At 67.8% G+C, this 24,010-nt stretch carries 20 protein-coding genes; 9 read left to right on the forward strand and 11 right to left on the reverse strand.

The window, feature by feature from the left end; translation table 11 throughout:
- Positions 1 to 56 precede the first annotated feature (56 nt).
- The 4 genes from HWX00_RS28270 to HWX00_RS28285 all read right to left on the reverse strand — a co-directional run bounded on the left by HWX00_RS28270 (position 57) and on the right by HWX00_RS28285 (position 5,508).
- Positions 57 to 1,184 carry a fimbrial protein gene (locus HWX00_RS28270; protein WP_175029317.1) on the reverse strand — a complete coding sequence of 376 codons (1,128 nt, stop codon included), beginning with the start codon at positions 1,182 to 1,184 and terminating at the stop codon, positions 57 to 59.
- Between the two features lie 37 nt (positions 1,185 to 1,221).
- Positions 1,222 to 3,792, reverse strand: a complete 2,571-nt coding sequence (locus HWX00_RS28275; protein ID WP_404823856.1) for a fimbria/pilus outer membrane usher protein — start codon at positions 3,790 to 3,792, stop codon at positions 1,222 to 1,224.
- A gap of 260 nt (positions 3,793 to 4,052) precedes the next feature.
- Complete coding sequence (locus tag HWX00_RS28280) at positions 4,053 to 4,793, reverse strand: fimbrial biogenesis chaperone (RefSeq protein ID WP_124670252.1); 741 nt, start codon at positions 4,791 to 4,793, stop codon at positions 4,053 to 4,055.
- A 124-nt stretch (positions 4,794 to 4,917) separates the two neighbouring features.
- Positions 4,918 to 5,508, reverse strand: coding sequence for a fimbrial protein (locus tag HWX00_RS28285; protein WP_034189185.1), 591 nt, complete (start codon positions 5,506 to 5,508; stop codon positions 4,918 to 4,920).
- 1,024 nt (positions 5,509 to 6,532) lie between these two features.
- Between HWX00_RS28285 and HWX00_RS28290 the strand changes: the two genes are divergently transcribed.
- From HWX00_RS28290 to HWX00_RS28300, 3 genes are all read left to right on the forward strand, one after another.
- Entirely contained in the window at positions 6,533 to 7,450 is a 918-nt protein-coding gene (locus tag HWX00_RS28290) for a biotin--[acetyl-CoA-carboxylase] ligase (RefSeq protein ID WP_175029316.1), read from the forward strand.
- Positions 7,447 to 8,232 carry a type III pantothenate kinase gene (locus tag HWX00_RS28295; RefSeq protein ID WP_124608988.1) on the forward strand — a complete coding sequence of 262 codons (786 nt, stop codon included), beginning with the start codon at positions 7,447 to 7,449 and terminating at the stop codon, positions 8,230 to 8,232. The genes HWX00_RS28290 and HWX00_RS28295 overlap by 4 nt, the downstream gene beginning before the upstream one ends.
- A 197-nt stretch (positions 8,233 to 8,429) precedes the next feature.
- Positions 8,430 to 8,672: a hypothetical protein gene (locus tag HWX00_RS28300; protein ID WP_175029315.1), complete on the forward strand. Its 243-nt coding sequence runs from the start codon at positions 8,430 to 8,432 to the stop codon at positions 8,670 to 8,672.
- A 16-nt stretch (positions 8,673 to 8,688) separates the two neighbouring features.
- Here HWX00_RS28300 and rfaE2 read toward each other — a convergent pair whose 3' ends face one another.
- The 6 genes from rfaE2 to HWX00_RS28330 form a co-directional block, all read right to left on the reverse strand.
- The gene (gene rfaE2 / locus HWX00_RS28305) at positions 8,689 to 9,174 is read right to left on the reverse strand and encodes a D-glycero-beta-D-manno-heptose 1-phosphate adenylyltransferase (RefSeq protein ID WP_006477674.1); all 486 of its coding nucleotides are present in this window, start codon (positions 9,172 to 9,174) and stop codon (positions 8,689 to 8,691) included.
- Positions 9,175 to 9,324: 150 nt separating this feature from the next.
- Positions 9,325 to 10,203, reverse strand: a complete 879-nt coding sequence (locus HWX00_RS28310) for a ferritin family protein (RefSeq protein ID WP_011353352.1) — start codon at positions 10,201 to 10,203, stop codon at positions 9,325 to 9,327.
- 466 nt (positions 10,204 to 10,669) lie between these two features.
- Entirely contained in the window at positions 10,670 to 11,896 is a 1,227-nt protein-coding gene (locus HWX00_RS28315; RefSeq protein WP_034189180.1) for a patatin-like phospholipase family protein, read from the reverse strand.
- A 24-nt stretch (positions 11,897 to 11,920) separates the two neighbouring features.
- Positions 11,921 to 12,658 carry a PhaM family polyhydroxyalkanoate granule multifunctional regulatory protein gene (locus HWX00_RS28320; RefSeq protein ID WP_034189179.1) on the reverse strand — a complete coding sequence of 246 codons (738 nt, stop codon included), beginning with the start codon at positions 12,656 to 12,658 and terminating at the stop codon, positions 11,921 to 11,923.
- Positions 12,659 to 12,739: 81 nt separating this feature from the next.
- Positions 12,740 to 13,567 (reverse strand): enoyl-CoA hydratase/isomerase family protein, encoded by an 828-nt coding sequence (locus HWX00_RS28325; protein ID WP_034189178.1) that lies wholly within the window; start codon positions 13,565 to 13,567, stop codon positions 12,740 to 12,742.
- Between the two features lie 109 nt (positions 13,568 to 13,676).
- Complete coding sequence (locus tag HWX00_RS28330; RefSeq protein ID WP_034189177.1) at positions 13,677 to 14,669, reverse strand: fumarylacetoacetate hydrolase family protein; 993 nt, start codon at positions 14,667 to 14,669, stop codon at positions 13,677 to 13,679.
- Positions 14,670 to 14,799: 130 nt separating this feature from the next.
- On the opposite strand from HWX00_RS28330, the gene HWX00_RS28335 reads away from it, so the two are divergent.
- The 5 genes from HWX00_RS28335 (at position 14,800) to metH (ending at position 21,577) form a co-directional block, all read left to right on the forward strand.
- Positions 14,800 to 15,666 carry an IclR family transcriptional regulator gene (locus HWX00_RS28335; RefSeq protein ID WP_034189176.1) on the forward strand — a complete coding sequence of 289 codons (867 nt, stop codon included), beginning with the start codon at positions 14,800 to 14,802 and terminating at the stop codon, positions 15,664 to 15,666.
- A gap of 107 nt (positions 15,667 to 15,773) precedes the next feature.
- Positions 15,774 to 17,039 carry a DUF3108 domain-containing protein gene (locus HWX00_RS28340; RefSeq protein ID WP_175868160.1) on the forward strand — a complete coding sequence of 422 codons (1,266 nt, stop codon included), beginning with the start codon at positions 15,774 to 15,776 and terminating at the stop codon, positions 17,037 to 17,039.
- Between the two features lie 254 nt (positions 17,040 to 17,293).
- Positions 17,294 to 17,551 carry a BTH_I0359 family protein gene (locus tag HWX00_RS28345; protein WP_006477667.1) on the forward strand — a complete coding sequence of 86 codons (258 nt, stop codon included), beginning with the start codon at positions 17,294 to 17,296 and terminating at the stop codon, positions 17,549 to 17,551.
- A gap of 201 nt (positions 17,552 to 17,752) precedes the next feature.
- Positions 17,753 to 18,820, forward strand: coding sequence for a homocysteine S-methyltransferase family protein (locus HWX00_RS28350; protein WP_034189174.1), 1,068 nt, complete (start codon positions 17,753 to 17,755; stop codon positions 18,818 to 18,820).
- Between the two features lie 39 nt (positions 18,821 to 18,859).
- Positions 18,860 to 21,577, forward strand: coding sequence for a methionine synthase (gene metH, locus HWX00_RS28355; protein ID WP_049030054.1), 2,718 nt, complete (start codon positions 18,860 to 18,862; stop codon positions 21,575 to 21,577).
- Positions 21,578 to 21,688: 111 nt separating this feature from the next.
- Here the strand turns inward: metH and HWX00_RS28360 are convergent, their stop codons facing one another.
- A complete protein-coding gene (locus HWX00_RS28360) occupies positions 21,689 to 22,012 on the reverse strand; it encodes a DUF1840 domain-containing protein (RefSeq protein ID WP_011353361.1) in 324 nt (107 codons plus the stop codon).
- A gap of 200 nt (positions 22,013 to 22,212) precedes the next feature.
- Here HWX00_RS28360 and argS point away from each other — a divergent pair, with 200 nt between their 5' ends.
- Positions 22,213 to 23,994, forward strand: a complete 1,782-nt coding sequence (gene argS / locus HWX00_RS28365) for an arginine--tRNA ligase (RefSeq protein WP_059558831.1) — start codon at positions 22,213 to 22,215, stop codon at positions 23,992 to 23,994.
- Positions 23,995 to 24,010: the final 16 nt, after the last annotated feature.

Consider the following 24,010-nt stretch of genomic DNA (forward strand, 5'->3'; position numbering starts at 1 on the left):
GGGCAACAGGCGTCCACCATGACTAACCATGGCATCGACGTACCGCGCGTTCCGGTTTACTGATAGGAAAACGTGATGCTGCTCTTGGCCTTCACGCTGCCGGGGCTGATCTTGGCGTCCGTCTGCACGTACTTCACCTCGAACGGAATCGTGAATATCTGAGCGCCGGACGCGGTATTGCCGACCAGCCACTGGTTGACGTTGCCCTTCCGCGACGAATCCGGACCATACATGATGGGCTGCGTCTCGTCGCGCTTGTACAACCGCAAGCCAACACCCGCGGCGGAAGAGTCCGGGCCGAGACTGAGCGTATTGCCGGTATTGGACGGATTGCTCACGTCCGTCATGGTCGCGTAGACCGCGACGTCCTGATCGCATGCAATGCCGATGGTGAACCGGTTCGACGCGCCCACCGTGGAGCCGACGCCCTTGAAGGCATAGGTGGCAACGGTCGGCAGCGTGATCGCTTGGTTCCCGCCCTGCACGACCTTGCATCCGCGGCTCTTGGCTTCGACTGTGAACGCGCCGAGGGTCAGCGAAAGCGGTGTGGCGACGGGCTTCTTGTTGCCGTCCAGCGCGATCATTTTCGCCACGACTCGCGGTGCGAAAAAATGCGTGCCGGACGGCACCGGGCCTGTCGCAATGAGTTTGATCTGCGTGGTGAATCCCAACGACGTTTGTCCGCCACCGGTCGTCGTGCCAGGCGCCGGATAGGTCTGGGTTTGCGGCGGCGCGACGCTGATCCAGTTGCTCGCATTGGGATCCTTGATGCCGATGACATAGCCGACCCCGGGAATGCCCGTCGGGTAAACCGGATAGGACTCGCCGTCGGACTGATGCGTGAGGCCGTTGATCGGCGCATCCTGCGGAACCGCATTGGCAGTCCAGCCGGGACAGTTGGCGATGTCGAACGCTCGCTTGTCCGCGACCTGACCGCTCCAGCCGCCGATCTGCGCGCCGAGCGGGTTCGCATCGGCCGGCCCACTGAACGTGAGAGGACTCGGAAGCGTGACGATCATCGAGTTCGCCTGGCAGGCGGCAAACGCGGGATGAGCAAGCATCGCGAGCAGCGAGAAAGCGAATGCCTTGATGAAACGCGGCGCCGGCGCGTGGAAATTGAATGTTGCACGCGGCAACAGAAGGGGGGCCGACGCGAGAGGCGATGCAAACGGTACTCGTTTCATATCGATTCCAGAAGGGTGCGGGGGCGTAACCCGCGAATCAAAGCGCCGCGGCATGCGTCTTCGCGCCGCATACGCCCTTGATCGGCTCGAAGGAAGCCGGCTTGTTGTTGCCTTGCTTGACCGGCAACGTGTATTCGATGCGGCAGATCGAGCGGGCGTCGTCTCCCCACTTCACCGCGAGTTCGCCCTGGTCCTTCAGGCCGCGCACGAAGATCTTGCTGGCCTGGCCGACGACGCCGAGGCTCTTGCCGGTATCGTCGGTCACGGCCGCACCGAACGGCAGCGGCGTGCCGTCCGCCCGGCGCGCCTGGATCACGGCGGCGCGCCCGGTATCGGTGTCGAACCTGAGCAGCGGCACGGCGCCGGCGCGCGGCGCGACCTGCTGACTCGTTTCCTTCAGTTCGACATCCATCGAGATGCCTTTCGGGTCGAGTTCGACCGTGTTCATGTTGTACGGCGTGAGGTAAGGCACGATCGCGTAACCGCGGTGGTCGACCCGCGCGCCCGACGCGCTCGTGAGCCGTGCACCCTCCGCGCCCTTGGCCTCGACGATGGCGAACGTTTCCGACAGCGGTTGCGACAGCGTGATGCCGCCGCCGTGCGCGACCGCCGCGCCGCGAATGCCGACCGAACCCTGCCGGTAGTTCGAACTGCCGCCGGCACTGACGTTGAACTCGGCGAAGCGTGCGCGATATGTGACGTTGCCGCTGCCGTCGGTGCTCGCGCTGCCCTGGCCGTTCGTGTGGTTCGCGGCGACGCTGTACGACAACGCGTTGTCGACGCCGAGCGAGCCGGACAGCATCGATTGCAGTTGCGTGCGGCCTTGCGTGTCATGCGACAGGTTGCTGGTCAGCATCGTCGAGCCGGACTTGCCGAACGGAATCGTCGCGCTGGCGTAGTACAGCGTGCTCATGTTGCCGCCGACATTGCGCTGGCGCGTGGCGGACAGGCTGTACGAGATATTCCGGAACGAATTGTTGTAACCGACCGAGTAGTCGATGTCCGAGCCCGAGCGGTTCCAGTAACTGGCGGCCGACGCGGTCAGGCTCAATTGCCCGCCCGATTTGCCGAGGCGCTGGCTGACCATCAGCGATGCGCGATTGCGCTGCCGCCAGACGGTGTCGACCGAATAGCCGTTGCGGACCGAGTCGCGGGCGCTCATCGCGTCGTTGAGGTTGAAATAACCGTTCGTCGAGTAACGGTATGCGGCGATCGATACGTCGGTGCCGGTCGATGCGACGGACTTCGAATAGCTGATCCGCAGGCTCGAGCCGCTGAAGCGTTTCACGCCGGGAACCGACGTGACGGCCTGCGTGAAGTCGAGACCGAGCGCGCCGACCCGCGTAGTGAAGGCGCCACCCAGCATCGCCGCCGTATAACCGGCCGCAACCGTCACGCCACCGTATCCGGTCAGCAGGTTCGTCAGGCCGCGCTGATAGGTGGCTTGCGCGAACAGCGGGTTGCTCGTGCCCTGCTGGTTGCGCAGCGCGCCCGCGACGAAGCTGTAGCGCTGGATACCGGGTCGCAGCGACAGCGGAACCGCCGCATAAGGGACGGAGAACGTATGGACGGAACCGTCCGCCTCGGTGACGGACACGCGCAAGTCGCCGCCATAACCGGTCGGGTACAGGTCGTTGATCTCGAACGGACCGGCCGAGACGGTCGTCTCGTACAGCGTCACGCCGTTCTGGCGGATCGTCACCTTCGCGTTGCTGTTCGCGACGCCGCGTACGACGGGCGCGTAGCCGCGCATCGAGTCGGGCAGCATCCGGTCGTCGGTCGACAGCCGTACGCCGCGAAACTGGGCCGAGTCGAACAGCTCGCCGGACGTGAACGTTTCGCCGAGTACGAGTTGCGACGACAGCGCGGGCAGATCGCGCTGCACGTAGGTCGACACGTTCTGATAGCGGCTGCCGCCGCGCTCGGACCACGAGTACGAACCATTGTGGCGGAAGTGCCAGTTGCCGATATTGACGCCGCTGTTCAGCCCGAGATAACCCTGCGTGTCCGCACGGCTGCCCTTGACCTTCGAACTGTAGACGTTCAGGTTGTAATCGAGCATGCCGACAGGCACGCCGTCGTCCCACTGGTCGGGGCTCACATAGCCTCGCGCACGGCGTACCAGTGACGCCTGCGGGATGCTGAGCGTCAGGCGCTGCTCGCTGAAGTCGAACGACGCGCTTGCCTCGGGCACGAGCTGGCCGATACGCCGGCATTCTCCGTCGATCGTGACGGCCTTGACGGTTTGCGCGGGAAGTTTCGTGAAATCGATGCCGATACGGCGCAGCGTTTTCTCGTCGAAGCAAGGCTGCGCGTCCGGCGTGCCGGGCGCGGCCTTGAATTCGATGTCGTATCGACCGACCCAGTCCTCGCCGACGACGAGATCGACGGTGTAGGTACCCGGCGCGGTGACGTTGCCGCGCGCAAAGCGCGTGATGTCGACTGCCTGGCCTGCGCCGTTGCTCAGGAAGTCGGGGTCGAACTGGGCCTGCGCGACGTCGATCTGCGCGACCTGTAACGCTTCCCGGGCAGCGGGCACCGCGGTGTCGGTGTTTGCGCGGCTGTCGATCGACCAGACGGCAAGGGCGGACAGCATCAGCACGGACATCGGCTTGAGCCGCGGCAATCGGGTCTCATCCGGACGAAGATGTCGGATCGACGATGTCATTCCTGAGGACTCCTATTTGCGTCGGATTGAAATCGAAAACACGGGCCGGGACATGGGCGCCCGATGGGCGCGGATGGCAAGGGCGCTCCGGGAGAGGCAAAAAGGCCATGAAGCGGCGCGCGCCTGCGCAATCACGCACGACGCGTTACACGAGTAGGCGCTGTGTCAGGCAGCCCTGCCGGCGAGCAGCCGGCTCGGCGTCATTGCATCGAAACGGGCATCTCGTGGTTGGCCGAGGCGCCCCAGTCGTTGATGCTGCCGAACCGGACACGCGCATCGGCCGCGGGCGGCGCCTTGAGGTCCGGGACCGGGAAGGCCTGGGTGCCGCCCGGCAGGACGTAGCCCGCGCCCGCATCGTATTGATGGCCGCTCGATTGAAGCTGCACGCTGCCCAGGTTGACGACGTAGGGCGTCGGATTGGTCGCGTTGAGCACGTAATGACCGCCGGTGCCGCGCACGACTTGCCAGCGGACCTGCGCCGGCGCGTTCTGCGCGCTGCCGGGCAGGTTCTGCGGGCGGAACATGATCTTGATGCGCGTCCGGAACGCGACCTGAAGCTGGTTGCGCTCGGCGTTCGCGATCTTCGGGGGGATTTCCAGCACGTTGAGCCAGAACAGCGATTCCTTGTCGGCAGGCAGCGGCTCGTTCGCATACAGCAGCCGCAAGGTTTGCCCCTTGTTCGGCTCCATGCGGAACATCGCCGGCGTCAGCGTGAACGGCACGTCGACGGCTTCCGGCGACGCATGCGCGTCACCTTTGTCGATCCAGGCCTGGATCAGCGCCGGCCCCGGACCATCGTTCGTCAGCTTGATCGTCATCTCGCGCTCGTTGCTCGGAAAAACGACGCGCGTCGCGGAGATCACGACGCTCGCGCAGGCTTGCGAAGCAATCAGGACGGTGGCCAGAGCGACGGTTTGGAGCGATTTTCTGATGACGTTCATGTGAACTCTCGAAGGGTGCTGGTCGTTGATGTCGACGGGCGGCAAGGGGATGGCCCGCGGGGCGGCATGCATCGGCACACCGCCCCGGGCCCGTCGAACGAGCGGGCCGGAGCAAGCGCGAGACTTACTGGTAGATGAGCGAGTACTGGACCTTCGAATTGGCCGAACCGCCGGTCGCCGCGCCCGTCGCCAGGTATTCGGCGAAGAAGTTCAGCTGGGCGGTACCGTCCTCGCCGATCGAGACGACTTGCGAGTTCTGGTCCAGCGAGTTCGCGCCGACCTTGATCGGGGCTTGCTGGTCGTTCAGGACCTGCAGGACGACGTTCTTCGCCTCGGGCGCTTCGATCGTGCCCTTGTCGAGCGACAGCTTGCCGTCGGCCGTCACGTTCGTTGCGTTTTCAAACATGACCTGGACCTTCGTCGGGTTGCCCTTCGAATTGTCGCTATCCACCGCGCAGCCCGTCAGCTTGAAGCCGAAGGCCGTGCGGCCGGCGACCGCGCCCGCGGCGTTCAGCGAGCCCGAGCTGACCGTCGGCATGGCGACCGACTTGTTCGACGTCGCGCCCGCGGCCGTACCGTCGATCTTGCAGGTCGCCGCGGTAACGTTGCCGGTGAACGTAATGGTGCCGTCCGCCGCGTGGGCCGCCGATGCCAGGCCGAGGCCTGCCACGGCCAGAAGGGTCGAAACGATCTTGGTGCTGGTTGCGAGTTTCATGGTATTGATCTCAAACGATGGTTGATGATTTGAAACGTGCATGCATCATTCGGTGCTCGTGTCTAAAAATGACGAAGCGCGATTCGAAGACCATTATCGAAATTTCGGACAATTTATCGAATTGGACGCGACCGATTTGATTTGATTTTCAAATAGGACAAGTACGATATTGAGGTTTTTCGTTTGATGTCCCATATGAGCGGACCCGCGAGCCAAGCCGGTCATCGACCAGGAAGACGCGACCCGTTGTGACCGGAGTGCAGGTTGGGGACGAGTCAGATTTCTTCGATGCTTTTGCGGTATCGCGAGTGCGAACGACCACCCGAAGCCTGCTGTTGGCGAGGATGCTTTTCGTCGGCTTCTTCTGTCCGGTGTATCGCGCGCAGAAGCCCTAGCTTGCGGATACGTCCGAGTCGCGGCGGCAGCGCCGATCGCCCCGGCCGGCGTCTCCGCGTCGCGCGACGCATTGGTACCGGGCACGCTGATCGGCACGCGTGCGCTGAAGACATCGACCACAAATGCGCTGTACAACGACTGTCCGACAGATCGGGGCACAGCGGCCTGACATGGCACATTCGTTCCGAACGTGACGTATGTCCTCGCCGGGCGTTCGCATCCCGTTTATGAAACGGATGCGCCGGGAATCGGATACGCTGCCAGGGCCAATGCGGAGAGTTGGAGCGGAAATCCTCGAATTCATGGGAAGGCAGTGACGCGACGCCCGCCGCAACCCGTGATATCGGACCTGAGAAATGATGGCGCAATCTCGCGGCCCGGCGACTCATCCGCGGTCCTCTTTCATCTCGAATTGGCGAAAATCGCGCAGCCCCCCAAACGCGTGACCGCAAATCGGGAATCAATCACGAAAATTCGAAACCCCGAATAACGATCGTCCCCTTGGCCGACAACGCCACGCGATGGCGTCGAGCATTCAGCGACGACCCGGCCCCGGCACCGCAAGGGGCGTATCCCCGTCTCCCCGCTTCCCGACGCGCCCCCGCCCCCTGTCGCTACAATAGGCGCCATGAACGCCCCCACCTCCTCCGACACGCCCGAATCCGGCGACGCGCACATCGCGCGCAACCGGCTCGAGGCCCATCTGGACGCCGCGCCGCGCGCGTGGCCGCTCGACATCGTCGCCGCCACCGGCTCGACCAATGCCGACGTCTCGGCGCGGCTCAAGGCGCTGCCGCGCAACGCCCAGGCACTGCCCGCGCCGCTCGTGCGCGTCGCGTTCGAGCAGACGGCCGGCCGCGGCCGGCAGGGCCGCCCGTGGTTCGCGCAGCCCGGCAATGCGCTGCTGTGCTCGGTCGGCTGCATCGTGCCGCGCCCCGTCGACGCGCTCGGCGGCCTCAGCATCGCGATCGGCGTCGCGCTCGCCGAAGGGCTGGCCACGCTGCCGCTCGACGCGCGCGCGCGCGTCGTGCTCAAATGGCCGAACGACCTGCTGCTGATGACCGACGACGGTGCGCCGCACATCGTCGGCAAGCTCGCCGGGATCCTGATCGAAACCGTCTGGACCACCGCCGACGCCACCGCCGTCGTGATCGGCTTCGGCATCAACGTGCGCGGCGCGGAAGCCGTCGCCGCGCAGGTCGATGCGCTGCGCGCGCGCGAAGCGACGCTCGCGAGCGGGCTGCCGCCCGCCGCGCTGTCGATCGCATGCGCGTCGGCCAACCTCACCGATACGCTCGCCGCGTCGCTGAACGCACTCACGCCCGCGCTCGCGCAGTTCGGCACCGACGGCCTCGCGCCGTTCCTGCCGCGCTGGCACGCGCTGCACGCGTATGCGGGCCGCGAAGTCGTGCTGCTCGAGCAGGGTGTCGAACGTGCGCGCGGCATCGCGACGGGCATCGACTCGACCGGGCAACTGCTGCTCGACACGCCGGACGGCGTGCAGACGATCGCGGCCGGCGACGTATCGCTGCGTGAAGCGCAATGAGCGAGCCGCACCTGCTGATCGACGCCGGCAACAGCCGGATCAAGTGGGCGCTCGCCGACACGCGGCGCACGCTCGTCGATACGGGCGCGTTCGGCCACACGCGCGACGGCGGCGCTGATCCCGACTGGTCGCGCCTGGCGCGGCCGCACGGCGCGTGGATCTCGAACGTCGCGGGCGCCGACGTCGCCGCGCGGATCGACGCGCTGCTCGACGGGCGCTGGCCGGGCCTGCCGCGCACGACGATCCGCGCGCGGCCCGCGCAATGCGGCGTGACGAACGGCTATACGACACCCGAACAGCTCGGCAGCGACCGCTGGGCCGGCCTGATCGGCGCGCACGCGGCGTTTCCCGGCGAGCATCTGCTGATCGCGACATTCGGCACCGCGACGACGCTCGAGGCGCTGCGCGCGGACGGCCGCTTCACGGGCGGGCTGATCGCGCCGGGCTGGGCGCTGATGATGCGCGCGCTCGGCACGCACACCGCGCAGTTGCCGACGCTGACCACCGATATCGCGAGCGGGCTGCTCGCCGGTGCGCAGGCCGAGCCGTTCCAGGTCGATACGCCGCGCTCGCTGTCGGCCGGGTGCCTGTATGCGCAGGCCGGGCTGATCGAACGCGCGTGGCGCGACCTGGCCGAAGCCTGGCAGGCACCCGTGCGGCTCGTACTGGCCGGCGGTGCGGCGGACGAGGTCGCGCGCGCGCTGACGGTCCCGCACACGCGGCACGATGCATTGATCCTGTCCGGGCTCGCGCTGATCGCGGCCGAGGCCGCGCAGGATTGACGGAACAGGTGCCGGCAGCGCGCCGGTACGTGACGGCGCGGGTCCGGACGGACGCGCGTCACACCGACGATGCGGGGCGCGCGGCGCGGCTGCAATCGCCCGCGCAATCTATCGGCGCGAACCATGAAAAAGCCGGCCATGCGGCCGGCTCGACTGAATGACGTGAACCACGTCGATGACGACAAGGAGTTTCGACGATGCTGCGCTGGCTGATCGCTGTTCTCTTTCTCGCCAACATGCTCGCGTTCGTGGTGGCACGCGGCGTGTTCGGGCCGCTGCCGGCGGCCGGCCCGCGCGAACCCGGCGTGCTGTCGCGGCAGGTGCGGCCCGACGCGCTGCGCGTGACACCGCTCGCGCAGGCGACCGACCAGCCCGTCATCGGCGGCCCGATCGCGCCGCCGGCGGTCACGACCGCACCGCTCGCCACGTCCGCGCCCTGACGGCGCCGGTCCGCGCTCAGGGCTGCTGCGCGCGCACCTTCTTCAGCAGCGCGGTGGTCGAGCGGTCGTGCTCGAACGGAATCGCCAGCGCACGGCCGCCCCAGCCGCGCACGAGCGCCGATTCCGGCAACGCATCCATGTCGTAGTCGCCGCCCTTCACGAGGATGTCCGGACGGACGGCCTCGATCAGCGACACCGGCGTCTTTTCCCCGAACGTCACGACCCAGTCGACGCTTTCCAGCGCCGCGAGCAGTGCCGCGCGGTCTTCTTCGCGATTGATCGGCCGGTCGTCGCCCTTGCCGAGCATGCGCACCGACGCATCGCTGTTCACGCCGACGATCAGGCACGCGCCGAGCGCTTTCGCGTCGGCGAGATACGTGACGTGGCCGCGATGCAGGATGTCGAAGACGCCGTTGGTGAACACGACGGGCGACGGCAGCGACGCGCGCAGTGCGACGAGGGCATCACGGGTGATCAGCTTGCGTTCGAAGGTAGCGGACATGGTGGAGATCGGACGGAATGAACGATGGCCCGCGCAACGGCGGCGCCAGTTAAAAAGCCCGCCGGGCTGGCCAGGCGGGCTTCATGCAACGAATACGCGACGGCGCCGTGCGGCCGGCGCGCATCACGCCGGCGGCGGCACCTGCCGGCCTCAGGCCGGCTGCGCGGCCGACGACGGGCCGCTTTCGGCCTGCAGGCGGCCGGTGACTTCCTTGCGATAGCGGTTCAGCTCCTGCGCGGTCGCGAACGTACGCTCGAACAGGATCGACAGGTTGTGCAGGATCCGCTCGACGACCTTCTTTTCCCACTCCCCGTCGAAACGGATCTGCTCGTCGAGCCAGCGCTCGAGCCATTCCGGATCGGGCAGGCGCGACTGCACGGTGTCGCGCGGGAACAGCGCCTGATTCACGTGCAGGTTGGTCGGATGCAGCGGCTTCTCGGTGCGGCGCGCCGACGCCATCAGCACGCCGATCTTCGCGAACGCGGCGCGTGCGACGTCGCCGCAGTTGTTCAGCGCCTTCTTCATGTAGCGCAGGTAGGCGCCGCCATGACGCGCTTCATCGCGCGAGATCGTTTCGTAGATCTGCTTGATGACGGGCTCGGTGTGCCAGTCGGCCGCGCAGCGGTACCAGTGGTTCAGGCGGATCTCGCCGCAGAAGTGCAGCATCAGCGTCTCGAGCGGCGGCGCCGGGTCGAACTGGAAGCGCACCGCGTGCAGTTCCTCTTCGGTCGGCACCATCTCCGGCTTGAAGCGGCGCAGGTATTCCATCAGCACCAGCGAATGCTTCTGCTCCTCGAAGAACCACACGCTCATGAACGCGGAAAAATCGCTGTCGTGCTGGTTGTCGCGCAGGAACATTTCGGTCGCGGGCAGCGCCGACCATTCGGTGATCGCGTTCATCTTGATCGTCTTCGCCTGCTCGTCGGTGAGCAGCGAAGCGTCGAACTTGTCCCACGGAATGTCCTTCTCCATGTCCCAGCGGACGGCTTCGAGCGACCTGTAAAGTTCCGGATAAAGCATCGTGTTCATGATGGTCCCACCCCTGTTCTGCGCAATGCGACTTCTCTAAACGTGACTGTTGCCGCGCCGGCGCGCCACGCGCGCTTTTTGCAGCCAAGACTCAAATTTTACGCGGGAAACCGACCCGCCGGACGTTGATTCCTCGTCCGGCAGCCGTGCGGCCGCGTCGCCGCCGTTGGGCATGCCGCAGCCGCGCTCCGTTCGGACGGAGCCGGCCACGCTTGCCTGCGTTGGGGGCCGGCGCTGGCCGGCTCGTTGGCGCGCCCGTCCCCTGCCCCAGGCGGGTTCCCCGGAGGGTCCCGTGCGGATGCCGGATCGGCGGGCTGCTCGATATGGTGTATACGGCGGCGGCCATGATATCACGCGTGCATGACGGTTCCGAGACGCTTGCCCGGTCGCGCGCCGCCCACCGCGGTGCGGCGATCGGTCGCGGGCAACCGTCGCGAAAACGCAACCTTACATTCCCCTGCGCGTGTCAGACCCGTATTTTGCCGGCCGCGTGGCCGCCCTCCGGCGGCGTGCCGGCCGCCGTCGCGCCGCTGCCGTCCGCCTGCGCGATCCAGCCGGCAAGCGTGTCGCGCTGCGCGCGCCCGTCGACGTAGCCGAGCTCGATCAGCTCGCGCGTGAATGCCTCCTCGAACAGCAGGTAGCTCGCGAACGACGCGCCGGCCGGCTGGCTGCCGCCGATCGCGCCGAGCAGCCCGCGCATCGTCGCCGGCATCTGCTTCAGGTGCTTCGCGGCGATCAGCTCGATGCGCTCGGACGGCGCGATCGCGAGCACGTCCACGTGCCGCCAGCCGCTGTCGACCTCGACCTGGTGCGGCAGGTGCTCGATCATCCGGTTGATGTGCTCGATGCGTTCGATGTCCGAACCGATCGAGTCGAGGAACACGCTCGCGAGTACCTGCTGGCCGATTTGCGCGAGCGTCGGGTAGCCGCGCACCAGCCCGGCGCCGTTCGCGGCCGGGATTTCGGGGCGCGGGTCGGCCGCGCCGATGACGACGATCCGGTCCGCACCGAAGTGGATGGCCGGCGACAGCGGCGCGATCTGCCGGATCGACCCGTCGCCGAAGTATTCGATCTGCCCGTCGAGCACGAGCGGCACGGCCGGGAACACGAACGGGATGGCCGACGACGCGAGCAGGTGCGACGCCGACAGGTCGACGAGCCGCGCGGTGCGCTGCGCGCGCCGCCATGCCTGGATCGGCTGCGCCGCCTGGTAGAACGTCAGGTGCCGGCCGCTCGAATAGCTGAGCGCGGTGATCGAAAGCGCATGCAGCAGCCGCGCCTCGAGCATCTGCTCGATCCGGTGGAAGCTCAGCTCGCGCTGCAGCAGGTGTGCGAGCGGCGTGTTGTCGAGCAACCCGCGCGGCGAGCGGCGGGCCGCCCAGCCGAACGTCATGGTCGCGAGCCAGCGCGCGCCGGCGGCCGCGATGCCGAGCCAGTCGCTGCGATAGACGTAATCGGCGCGCAGCGGCTCCCAGAACTCGAGCAGGCGCCGCACGCCGTGAGAGAAATCGTCCGCGTGGCTCGCGAGCGACGTCGCGTTGATCGCGCCGGCCGACGAGCCGCACACCACCGCGAACGGCAGCGTGTGCCGCTGCGGATCGGCTTCGCGCGCGATCTCGGCCAGTGCCTTCAGCACGCCGACCTGGTAGGCGGCACGCGCGCCGCCCCCCATCAGAACGAGCGCGAGCCGCATGATCGACCTGCTACCGGCGCCGCGTCACGTCGAGCGCTTCGGCGGACGCGTTTCGGGCGACGAAGCGGCGGCGGCGCGCGCCGCGGCGGAGCCGGACGGCTTTGCGCGCTTCGCGGCGGGCTTGCGCGGCGCGGCGGCCGCCGGCGCCGGCTTCGCGACCGGTTCCGGCGCGGCGGCCGCATCCGGCGGCGCGTCGCCGGGCGCGGCGGGCTGCATGCCCGGCTGCGCCATCGCGAGGCTCGCGAGCTGGTTGAACTGCGACTGCAGCAGGTTCCACCAGCCGGCCGGGTCGAACGCCTGCCCGGCGTCGCCGGCGGGCGCATCGGCGGCATCCGGCGCCGGCGCCGCGTCGCCGGACGGTGCGGCCTTCGCAGCCTGCGCGGCGGCAACGGCCGCGTCCTCGGCCGCCGACATCGAGCTTTGCGCGAACGCGCCGAACGCTCGCAGCGTCGCGAGCGTCGCACGCTGCACCTCGAGCGCCTGGATCGCGGACTGCAGCATCCCGAGGTTGAGCTTCAGCCACTGCTCGACCGCGCGCAGATCGGTGATCCGCTTGTCGAGTTCCTCGACGCTCGTGAGCGGCGCCATCATGTCGGACATGCTCGACAGCGACGGCGGCAGCCCTGTCGCCGCGCCGGGAAACGGCGCCATGCCGCCGAACGGCGACATCCGCATCATGTCCCACATGCGGTCCATCATGTCGGCGGGCTTGAAGCCGGCAAAGCCGGCGAAAGGGTTGGCGTCGGAGGCATCGGTCGTCATACGGGCATCCTGTTTGACTGGGGAAGCGAGGCGGCCGCCATGCGTCGCGCGGCCGCGCGTGAATCGATCATAGCGCGCGCGTCAGAACGGCGCGTCGCCGGGGAACGCGGGCGGGCGCCGCTCGCGCAGCGAGCGGATGCCCTCCTGCACGTCGGGCCCCGAGAAGCCCATGAACTCGAGCGCGAGCGACGTATCGAAGGTCGGCCCGGCCGAGCGCAGCCAGTTGTTCAGCGCGTACTTGGTCCAGCGGATCGCCGACTGCGAACCCTGCGCGAGCCGCTCGGCCACTTCGTACGCCTTCGGCAGCAGGTCGGCCGGCTCGACCGCGAGCGAGACCAGCCCGATCCGCTCGGCCTCCGCGCCGCTCACGGGCTCGCACAGCAGCAGGTAGTACTTCGCCTTCGCCATCCCGCACAGCAGCGGCCACACGATCGCCGCGTGGTCGCCGGCCGCGACGCCGAGCCGCGTATGGCCGTCGATGATGCGCGCATCCCGCGCGGCGATCGAGATGTCGGCGAGCAGCCCGGCGACGAGCCCCGCGCCGACGGCCGGGCCATGCATCGCCGACACGATCGGCTTGCTGCAGTTGATCACGTTGTAGACGAGGTCGCGCGCCTCGCGCCACACGCGGGCGCGCACGTCGAAGTCGTTGGCCATGTCCTCGACGAGCGCGAGATCGCCGCCCGCCGAAAAGCCCTTGCCTTCGCCGCGGATCACCGCGACGCGCGTGTCGGGATCGCGGTCGACGTCGCGCCAGATGTCGGCGAGCTCGCGATGCATGCGCGCGTTCGCGGTCGCGAGGCCGCTGCGGTTCGCGCCCTCGCCGCTCATCACGATGTCGAGCACGCCGTGGTCGCGGCGCGTCACCTTCAGTGCTTCGTAACCGCCGTACGCGGCGAGATCGGCCATGTGCCGCTCCTTGTTCGACGCTCTTGAATCGAGTGTAGCCAAGCCCGCGCGGGCAAACATCGGGCGAAACCCGGCGCGCGGACCGGGGCCGGGTGTCGCGGTACGCGGCTTACGCCGCGCCGTCGGGCGGGGCGACCGACTGCTCGATCGCGCCGAAGATCGACTTGCCGGCCGTGTCGAACATCTCGATGCGCACGGTGTCGCCGTAGCGCATGAATTCGGTCTGCGGCGCGCCGTGCTCGATCGTCTCCAGGCAGCGCTTCTCGGCGATGCAGCAGTAGCCGCGCTTCGCGTCCTTGTTCGACACCGTGCCCGAGCCGACGATCGAGCCGGCACGCAGGTTGCGCGTCTTCGCCGCGTGCGCGATCAACTGGCCGAAGTGGAACACCATGTCGGTGCCCGCATCGGGCTGGCCGACCTTCCTGCCGTTCCAGTGGACGATCATCGGCCGGTGCACGCGGCCTTCGCGCCATTCGTCGCCGAGCTCGTCGGGCGTCACGGCGACCGGCGCGAACGCGGTGGCCGGCTTGCTCTGGAAGAAGCCGAAACCCTTCGCGAGCTCGGCCGGAATCAGGTTGCGCAGCGACACGTCGTTCACGAGCGTGACGAGGCGCACGGCCTTCAACGCGGCGTCGGGCGATGCGCTCATCGGCACGTCGCCGGTGATCACCGCGACTTCCGCCTCGAAATCGATGCCCCATTCCTCCGACGGGCACACGACGTCGTCGCGCGGGCCCAGGAAATCGTCGCTGCCCCCCTGGTACATCAGCGGATCGGTCCAGAATTCGGGCGGCATCTCCGCGCCGCGCGCGCGGCGCACGAGCTCGACGTGGTTCACGTAGGCGGAGCCGTCGGCCCACTGGAACGCGCGCGGCAGCGGCGCCATGCAGTTGGCCGGATCGAACGCGAATGCATGGCGCGCGCGGCCGTGGTTCAGCGCGTCGTACAGGTCGCGCAGCTGCGGCGCGTAGAACGCCCAGTCGTCGAGGACGCGCTGCAGCGTCGGCGCGATCGTGTCGGCGATCGCCGCGGTGTGCAGGTCGCGCGACACGACGATCAGCTGGCCGTCGCGCGTGCCGTCCTTCAGCGAAGCAAGTTTCATAAGGGGGACTCTGCCGTTGTAGTGACGATGGAGGGAATCTATTTTACGATGGTGAATCCATGCGGCGCGCGACGATCGCGCCTGCCGTTTCCGCCCCGATTCCTGCCGCATTTTCGCGCACCCGTTGCCCATGCCCGCCAGCCCGCTTCCCGACGACGATCTCGCCGACTCCGACACCGATGACGCCGCTTCCGGCGAGCACGGGGAGAAAGTCCGTTCCGGCATCCAGTCGATCGAGGTCGGCTTCCGCCTGCTCGACGTGCTGACGAGCGAGCCGCGCGCGATGATGCTGCGCGATCTCGCGCAGCGCGCGGGCATGAGTCCCGCGAAGGCGCACCGCTACCTCGTCAGCTTCTCGCGGCTCGGCGTCGTGTCGCAGGACCCGGTGTCCGGCCGCTACGAGCTGGGCGGTTTCGCGCTGCAGATGGGGCTCGCGCGGCTCGCGCGCGTCGACGGCGTGAAGCTCGCGCGGATCGCGCTGACCGAATTCCGCGACCGCCTCGACCAGACGGTCGGTATCGCGGTGTGGGGCAACCAGGGGCCGACGATCGTGCACTGGATGGAATCGAGCCATCCGGCGAAGGCGTCGCTGAAGCTCGGCGACGTGATGCCGCTGCTCGGCTCGGCGACGGGCCTGCTGTTCGCCGCGTACCTGCCGCGCGGCAAGACCGCCGCGATGCTCGAGCGCGAACTCGCCGATACGCGCCGCTCGCCGCACCACGGCGGCCCGCGCACGCTCGACGAGGTCGACGCGGTGCTCGCCGACGTGCGCCGGCACGAAGCCGCGCGCGTCGAAGGGATGCTGCTGCCGACGATCCACGCGTTCTGCATGCCGGTATTCGATGCGGTCGGCGAACTCGCGCTCGCGCTCGTCGCGCTCGGCCAGGAAGGCTCGTTCGACATCGCGTGGGGCGGCGAGATCGACACCGCGCTGCGCGCATGCGCGCGGAAACTGTCTTACGAACTCGGCTATAGTCCCGACGCACGCGACGCCTGACGCACCGGTACACGTCTCGCATCGCGAACGCGCAGCGCATCCGACGGTCCGATTCCTGTGGCGCGCTTGCGCGCCCGACGTCACGCGACCGCCCCGATCCTGTTCCGATGCCCATTCAGCCCGCCGACATCCGCCCGAGTCACGCCCTGCCCCGCCGCTGGCTGCGCGTGGCCGTCGCGCTCGTCGTCGTGCTGGTGCTGCATGCGCTCGCCGCCGTCTGGCTTATGCGCAGCCGCGAATCGTTCACGCCGCCGCCCGCCGAAATCCCCGTGCAGATCGAGCTGCTGAAACCGCGGCCGATCGAGCGCCAGCCTGCCCCGCCGGCGCCGAAGCCGGTCGAACGCCCGGCCCCCGCCACGCCCAGGGCTGCCGCGCCGAAACCCGCGCCGGCGCCCGAGCCGGTCCTCACGTCGACGCAGACGGCCGAGCACGGCGAACCGCCGCCTGCCGCCACGTCGGCGGCGAGCGGCGTACCGGGTGCGTCGGGCGCGCAAGCCGCATCGGCCGCCGGCGCCGGCAGCGCCGCGACGCCGGGCCCCGCGACGAGCGGCGTGAAGTTCGCCGCGCCGCCGTCCGGCGACCTGCAATACGACACGTTCTACAACGGGATGCAGAACATGATCGGCACGATCCGCTGGCGCACCGACGGGCACACGTACGACCTGTCGGTGTCGATGCCCGTGCCGTTCGTCGGCCCGTTCACCTATCGCAGCGAAGGCCGCATCGACGCGTTCGGCATCGCGCCCGACCGTTACGTCGAGAAGCGCGGCAAGCGGCCGGAAGACATCGCGATCTTCAACCGCGAGATCCGGCAGGTCGTGTTCACGCGCACGCCGAACAACGCACCGCTGCCCGACGGCGTGCAGGACCGCTTCAGCATGCTGATGCAGTTGTCGGGGCTCGTGCGCGGCAATCCGTCCGCGTACAAGCCGGGCGTCACGCAGCAGTTCTTCGTGATCGACAACAACAGCGGCGAGACCTGGCCGATCGCCGTGATCGGCGACGAGCAGGTGCAGACGCAGGCCGGCATTATCGACGCGCGGCACTTCATGCGCCTGCCGCGCCGGGACGGCGATACGCGCCGCATCGACATGTGGCTCGCGCCGTCGCTCGGCTGGCTGCCCGCGCGGCTCATGCAGACCGAGCCGAACGGCGCGCAGATCGAGCTGGTGTGGCATGGCCGCCTCGCGGCGCCGAGCGTGCCGGCCGACGCCGCGCCGCCGGGCGGCGCAACGAACGCGCCCGCCGATGCGCCGGCGCCGGGGGCCTCGCCCACACCGGCCGCGGAACCGGCCCAACCGGTGCCGCCGGCCGCCGTGCAACCGCCCGCCCAACCGGCTGCGCCGCCGGCTGCTTCGACTGTCACACAGTGAACCCGCGCGTAAGCGCACGCGATTCGGCAATTTCGACCGATTACAGATTCCCGTGAAATGGCCGATGACACTCTTTAACAACTATTTCCGTCCACCGGCAGACAATGGGAAACGTTTCATCGATATCGGCTTCTAACCGATACACCCCACGCAAACGGGAACGGGGTGTGCAGCGCAAGCCCCTTGAAACCGGCAAGGCTCGCCCCACCTAGGGGACAACAAGGCCAGATGCCACTGCGAAGAGGAGTGCCGCCATGCAAATGATCTACAACAGCCCCAACTACTGCGTCGTCGAATTCGCGCCGCAGGCCGGCCATCATCTGATGAATGCCGGCGGATACGAAATCGTCGACAAGAACGCGCAGCGCGAAATCTTCATCGACGGCGAGCTTGCCGAACGATTCCGCGCACACGTGAAGCAATTGATCGAGGATGAGCCGTCGCTCGACGAGGTCGACGAATTCCTCGGACAATTCGACAGCCTGATGATGATGCCCGTCGTGCTGCACTGACGACCCGCGGCCCGGCGCCTCGTGCGGCCGGGCCATTCGCCGCGCACGCCGCGCGGCCCCCGCGAGCACTCCGATCACGCCCCCGCCCGGTTCGCCGGCGGGGGTTTTCATTTGGCGGGCCGCCCGCGCGGCGCAAGGCCGGGCGGCGCTCAGGCGCACCGGCTACAATGGCGGTTTTCCGTCTTCGCCGGTCTTCCGCCCATGTCTGCGACCCCTCTCGCCGCTTCCGTCCCGCTCGACGCGCCCTACACGCGCGGCGCCGCACTGCCCGCGCTGCTGAAATCGCGCATCCTGATCCTCGACGGCGCGATGGGCACGATGATCCAGCGCTACAAGCTCGACGAAGCCGCATATCGCGGCGAGCGCTTCAAGGATTTCCCGCGCGACATCAAGGGCAACAACGAACTGCTGTCGCTCACGCAGCCGCAGATCATCCGCGAGATCCACGACCAGTACTTCGCGGCCGGCGCCGACATCGTCGAGACCAACACGTTCGGCGCGACGACCGTCGCGCAGGCCGACTACGGGATGGAAGATCTCGTCGTCGAGATGAACGTCGAGTCGGCGAAGCTCGCGCGCGAATCGGCCGCGAAATACGCGACGCCGGACAAGCCGCGCTTCGTCGCGGGCGCGATCGGGCCGACGCCGAAGACGGCCAGCATCTCGCCCGACGTCAACGATCCGGGCGCGCGCAACGTCACGTTCGACGAGCTGCGCACGTCGTACTACCAGCAGGCGAAGGCGCTGCTCGACGGCGGCGTCGACCTGTTCCTCGTCGAGACGATCTTCGACACGCTGAACGCGAAGGCCGCGCTGTTCGCGCTCGACGAGCTGTTCGAGGATACCGGCGAGCGCCTGCCGATCATGATCTCGGGCACCGTCACCGACGCGTCGGGCCGGATCCTGTCGGGCCAGACGGTCGAGGCGTTCTGGAATTCGCTGCGCCATGCGAAGCCGCTCACGTTCGGCCTGAACTGCGCGCTCGGCGCGGCGCTGATGCGCCCGTACATCGCCGAGCTCGCGAAGCTGTGCGACACCTACGTGTCGTGCTACCCGAACGCGGGCCTGCCGAACCCGATGAGCGATACCGGCTTCGACGAAACGCCGGACGTCACGTCGGGCCTGCTGAAGGAATTCGCGCAGGCCGGGCTCGTGAACCTCGCGGGCGGCTGCTGCGGCACGACGCCCGAACACATCGCCGAAATCGCGAAGGCGCTCGCCGACGTGAAGCCGCGCCGCTGGCCGAACCAGTACAGCGACAACGCCTGACCGCCCCCCACGTCCTTCATCACCAGAATTCGCACCGCCATGACCGATCACATGATGCGCCTTGCCGGCCTCGAGCCGTTCAACGTCACGCCCGGGACGCTCTTCATCAACGTCGGCGAACGCACCAACGTCACCGGCTCGAAGGCGTTCGCCCGGATGATCCTCAACGGCCAGTTCGACGAGGCGCTCGCCGTCGCGCGCCAGCAGGTCGAGAACGGCGCGCAGGTGATCGACATCAACATGGACGAGGCGATGCTCGATTCGAAGGCGGCGATGGTGCGCTTCCTGAACCTGATCGCATCGGAGCCGGACATCGCGCGCGTGCCGATCATGATCGACTCGTCGAAGTGGGAGGTGATCGAGGCCGGCCTCAAGTGCGTGCAGGGCAAGGCGATCGTGAACTCGATCTCGCTGAAGGAAGGCGAGGACGCGTTCCGCCACCACGCGAACCTGATCCGCCGCTACGGCGCGGCCGCGGTCGTGATGGCGTTCGACGAAACGGGCCAGGCCGACACGTTCGAGCGCAAGACCGAGATCTGCAAGCGCTCGTACGACTTCCTCGTGAACGAAGTCGGCTTCCCGCCGGAAGACATCATCTTCGATCCGAACATCTTCGCGGTCGCGACGGGCATCGAGGAGCACAACAACTACGCGGTCGACTTCATCGAGGCGACCCGCTGGATCAAGCAGAACCTGCCGTACGCGAAGGTGAGCGGCGGCGTGTCGAACGTGTCGTTCTCGTTCCGCGGCAACGACCCGGTGCGCGAGGCGATCCACACCGTGTTCCTGTATCACGCGATCCAGGCCGGGATGGACATGGGCATCGTGAACGCGGGCCAGCTCGGCGTGTACGCCGATCTCGACGCGGAACTGCGCGAGCGCGTCGAGGACGTGATCCTGAACCGCCGCGCGGATTCGACCGACCGCCTGCTCGAGATCGCCGACAAGTTCAAGACCGGCGCCGCGAAGAAGGAAGAGAACCTCGAGTGGCGCAACCAGCCGGTCGAGAAGCGCCTCGCGCACGCGCTCGTGCACGGCATCACGAACTTCATCGTCGAGGACACCGAGGAAGCGCGCGCGAAGATCGCCGCGGCCGGCGGCCGTCCGATCAACGTGATCGAAGGGCCGCTGATGGACGGGATGAACGTCGTCGGCGACCTGTTCGGCCAGGGCAAGATGTTCCTGCCGCAGGTCGTGAAGTCGGCGCGCGTGATGAAACAGGCCGTCGCGCACCTGATCCCGTTCATCGAGGAAGAAAAGCGCCTGCTCGCGGAAGCGGGCGGCGACGTGCGCGCGAAGGGCAAGATCGTCATCGCGACCGTGAAGGGCGACGTGCACGACATCGGCAAGAACATCGTGTCGGTCGTGCTCCAGTGCAACAACTTCGAAGTGGTCAACATGGGCGTGATGGTCCCGTGCAACGAGATCCTCGCGAAGGCGAAGGTCGAGGGCGCGGACATCATCGGGCTGTCGGGCCTCATCACGCCGAGCCTCGAGGAAATGGCGTACGTCGCGTCCGAAATGCAGCGCGACGACTACTTCCGCGTGAAGAAGATCCCGCTGCTGATCGGCGGCGCGACGACGTCGCGCGTGCACACGGCCGTGAAGATCGCGCCGCACTACGAAGGCCCGGTCGTCTACGTGCCGGACGCATCGCGCTCGGTGTCGGTCGCGTCGAACCTGCTGTCCGACGAAGGCGCGGCGAAGTACCTCGACGAGCTGAAATCCGACTACGAACGCATCCGCGACCAGCACGCGAACCGCAAGGCGCAGCCGATGGTCACGCTCGCCGAGGCGCGCGCGAACAAGACCCAGGTCGACTGGGCCGGCTATACGCCGGTGAAGCCGAAGTTCATCGGCCGCCGCGTGTTCAAGAACTACGACCTGGGCGAGCTCGCGAACTACATCGACTGGGGCCCGTTCTTCCAGACCTGGGACCTCGCGGGCCCGTACCCGGCGATCCTGAACGACGAGATCGTCGGCGAATCGGCGCGGCGCGTGTTCTCCGACGCAAAGTCGATGCTCGCGCGCCTGATCCAGGGTCGCTGGCTGACCGCGAGCGGCGTGATTGCGCTGCTGCCGGCGAACACCGTCAACGACGACGACATCGAGATCTACAGCGACGAATCGCGCTCGGAAGTGCTGCTCACGTGGCGCAACCTGCGCCAGCAGAGCGTGCGGCCGGTGGTCGACGGCGTGATGCGGCCGAATCGTTCGCTCGCCGACTTCATCGCGCCGAAGGCGTCGGGCGTGGCCGACTACATCGGGATGTTCGCGGTGACGGCCGGCCTCGGCGTCGACGTGAAGGAAAAGCAGTTCGAAGCCGACCACGACGACTACAGCGCGATCATGCTGAAGGCGCTCGCCGACCGCTTCGCGGAAGCGTTCGCCGAAGCGATGCACGCGCGCGTGCGCCGCGAGCTGTGGGGCTACGCGAGCGGCGAGACGCTCGACAACGACGCGCTGATCGCGGAAAAGTACGCGGGCATCCGCCCGGCGCCCGGCTACCCGGCCTGCCCCGATCACCTCGTGAAGCGCGACATGTTCGACGTGCTGCATGCGGACGAGATCGGCATGAGCGTGACCGACTCGCTGGCGATGCTGCCGGCCGCGAGCGTGTCGGGCTTCTACCTCGCGCATCCGGACAGCCGCTATTTCTCGGTCGGAAAAATCGGGCAGGATCAGCTCGAGGATTACGCGCGGCGCATGGCGCTGTCGCTCGACGACGCGCGCCGCGCGCTCGCGCCGCAGCTCTGATCGACGCGGACGGGCGGCCACCCGCCCGTTTGATCAGACAAAAGAAAAAGCCCGCGTTCGAGCGGGCTTTTTCTTGCGTTGCCGGTCTTTCGACCTGCCGGGCAACGAAGCTCAGAAGCCCCAGTGCACGTCGGCCTCGCCGGCCTTCGCCTCGCGCAGCATCGTGAGGAACGGCGCGACGCGCTGTGCCAGGCTCGGCGGCACTTCGTGGTGCGCGTGGTCGGCTTCGTCCTCGTGGAAATGGCCGGCATGCTCGGCGCGTTCCTGCTTCGCCTGCGCAACGGCGCCTTCCAGCTTGGCGATCGCGTGGTCCAGCTCGTCGTGCGTAATCACACCGCGCTCGCCCAGCTGCTTGCCGACGAGGCCCAGCACGTACACGGCGAAATCCTTCAGCACGTCGAGATCCTGTGCCGCCTTGCTCTTGAACGTAATCATGACAATTCCCTTTTCATCTTGTTGTGCCTGCGCGGCGCGGTTGGGGAACGCTGGCAGACCGGCGTCCGGCCTCGCGGACGCGGACCGCCTGAGCGGCATATTAGCACCTGTTAAAATTCTGCGATCCCTGAAACGCGCGCTTAAAAAGCGCGCCGGCGGGCCGGCGTTTCCGGCCGCCACCAACGAAGCCTTCTACCAGCATGCTGCCAGCACACAAACAGACCCTCGAAGCCCTGCTCGCGGATAGCGTCAAGCAGGTCGCACACGCGCTGAAAGGCGCCGATGCGGCGTCCGTCGCCCCGACCATCACGCTGGAGCGTCCGAAGGTCGCCGCACACGGCGACGTCGCGTGCAACGTCGCGATGCAGCTCGCCAAGCCGCTCGGCACGAACCCGCGCCAGCTCGCCGAACAGATCGTCGCCGCGCTCACCGCGCAGCCGGCCGCGCAAGGCCTCGTCGAAGCCGCCGAGATCGCCGGCCCCGGCTTCATCAACCTGCGCCTGTCGGCCGCCGCGAAGCAGGCGGTGATCGCCGCCGTGTTCGACCAGGGCCGCGCGTTCGGCACGTCGGATCGCGAAAAAGGCAAGCAAGTGTTGCTCGAATTCGTGTCGGCGAACCCGACCGGCCCGCTGCACGTCGGCCACGGCCGCCAGGCCGCGCTCGGCGACGTGCTCGCGAATGTGATCGCGAGCCAGGGCTACGCGGTGCACCGCGAGTTCTACTACAACGACGCCGGCGTGCAGATCGGCAACCTCGCGATCTCGACGCAGGCGCGCGCACGCGGCCTGAAGCCGGGCGACGCGGGCTGGCCGGAAGCCGCGTACAACGGCGAATACATCGCCGACATCGCACGCGACTTCCTGAACGGCGAGACGGTCGCCGCGTCGGACGGCGAACCGGTCAAGGGCACGGGCGACGTCGAGGATCTCGACGCGATCCGCAAGTTCGCGGTCACGTACCTGCGTCGCGAGCAGGACATGGACCTGCAGGCGTTCGGCGTGAAGTTCGACCAGTACTACCTCGAGTCGTCGCTGTACAGCGAAGGCCGCGTCGAGAAGACGGTCGACGCGCTGATCAAGGCCGGCATGACCTACGAGCAGGACGGCGCGCTGTGGCTGCGCACGACCGACGAAGGCGACGACAAGGATCGCGTGATGCGCAAGTCGGACGGCACGTACACGTACTTCGTGCCGGACGTCGCGTACCACGTGACGAAGTGGGAGCGCGGCTTCACGAAGGTGATCAACATCCAGGGCTCGGACCACCACGGCACGATCGCGCGCGTGCGCGCCGGCCTGCAGGGGCTGCACATCGGGATTCCGAAGGGCTATCCCGACTACGTGCTGCACAAGATGGTCACCGTGATGCGCGACGGCCAGGAAGTGAAGATCTCGAAGCGCGCGGGCAGCTACGTGACGGTGCGCGACCTGATCGAATGGTCGGGCGGCGCGGCGGCGGGCCAGGAAGCGGCACCCGACCTGATCGACGAGGCCACCATCACGCGCGGCCGCGACGCGGTGCGCTTCTTCCTGATCTCGCGCAAGGCCGATACCGAATTCGTGTTCGACATCGACCTCGCGCTGAAACAGAACGACGAAAACCCGGTCTATTACGTCCAGTACGCGCATGCGCGGATCTGCTCGGTGCTCAACGAACTGAAGTCGCGCTACAGCGTCGACGTCGCGCAGCTGCCGGGCGCCGACCTGTCGCAGCTGACGAGCGCGCAGGCGGCGTCGCTGATGCAGAAGCTGGCCGAGTACCCGGACATGCTCACGCACGCGGCGAACGAGCTGGCGCCGCACGCGGTCGCGTTCTACCTGCGCGATCTCGCTGGCGAATTCCACTCGTTCTACAATGCGGAGCGCGTCCTGGTCGACGACGAAGCGCCGCGCAATGCGCGCGCCGCGCTGCTCGCCGCGACCCGGCAGGTGCTCGAGAACGGCCTGGCGGTGCTCGGCGTGTCCGCGCCCGCCAAGATGTAAGCAGCCCGATCCGGGC

Origin of the sequence: Burkholderia seminalis DSM 23518 (assembly GCF_902832885.1) — a bacterium.
Classification (GTDB): Bacteria; Pseudomonadota; Gammaproteobacteria; order Burkholderiales; family Burkholderiaceae; genus Burkholderia; species Burkholderia seminalis.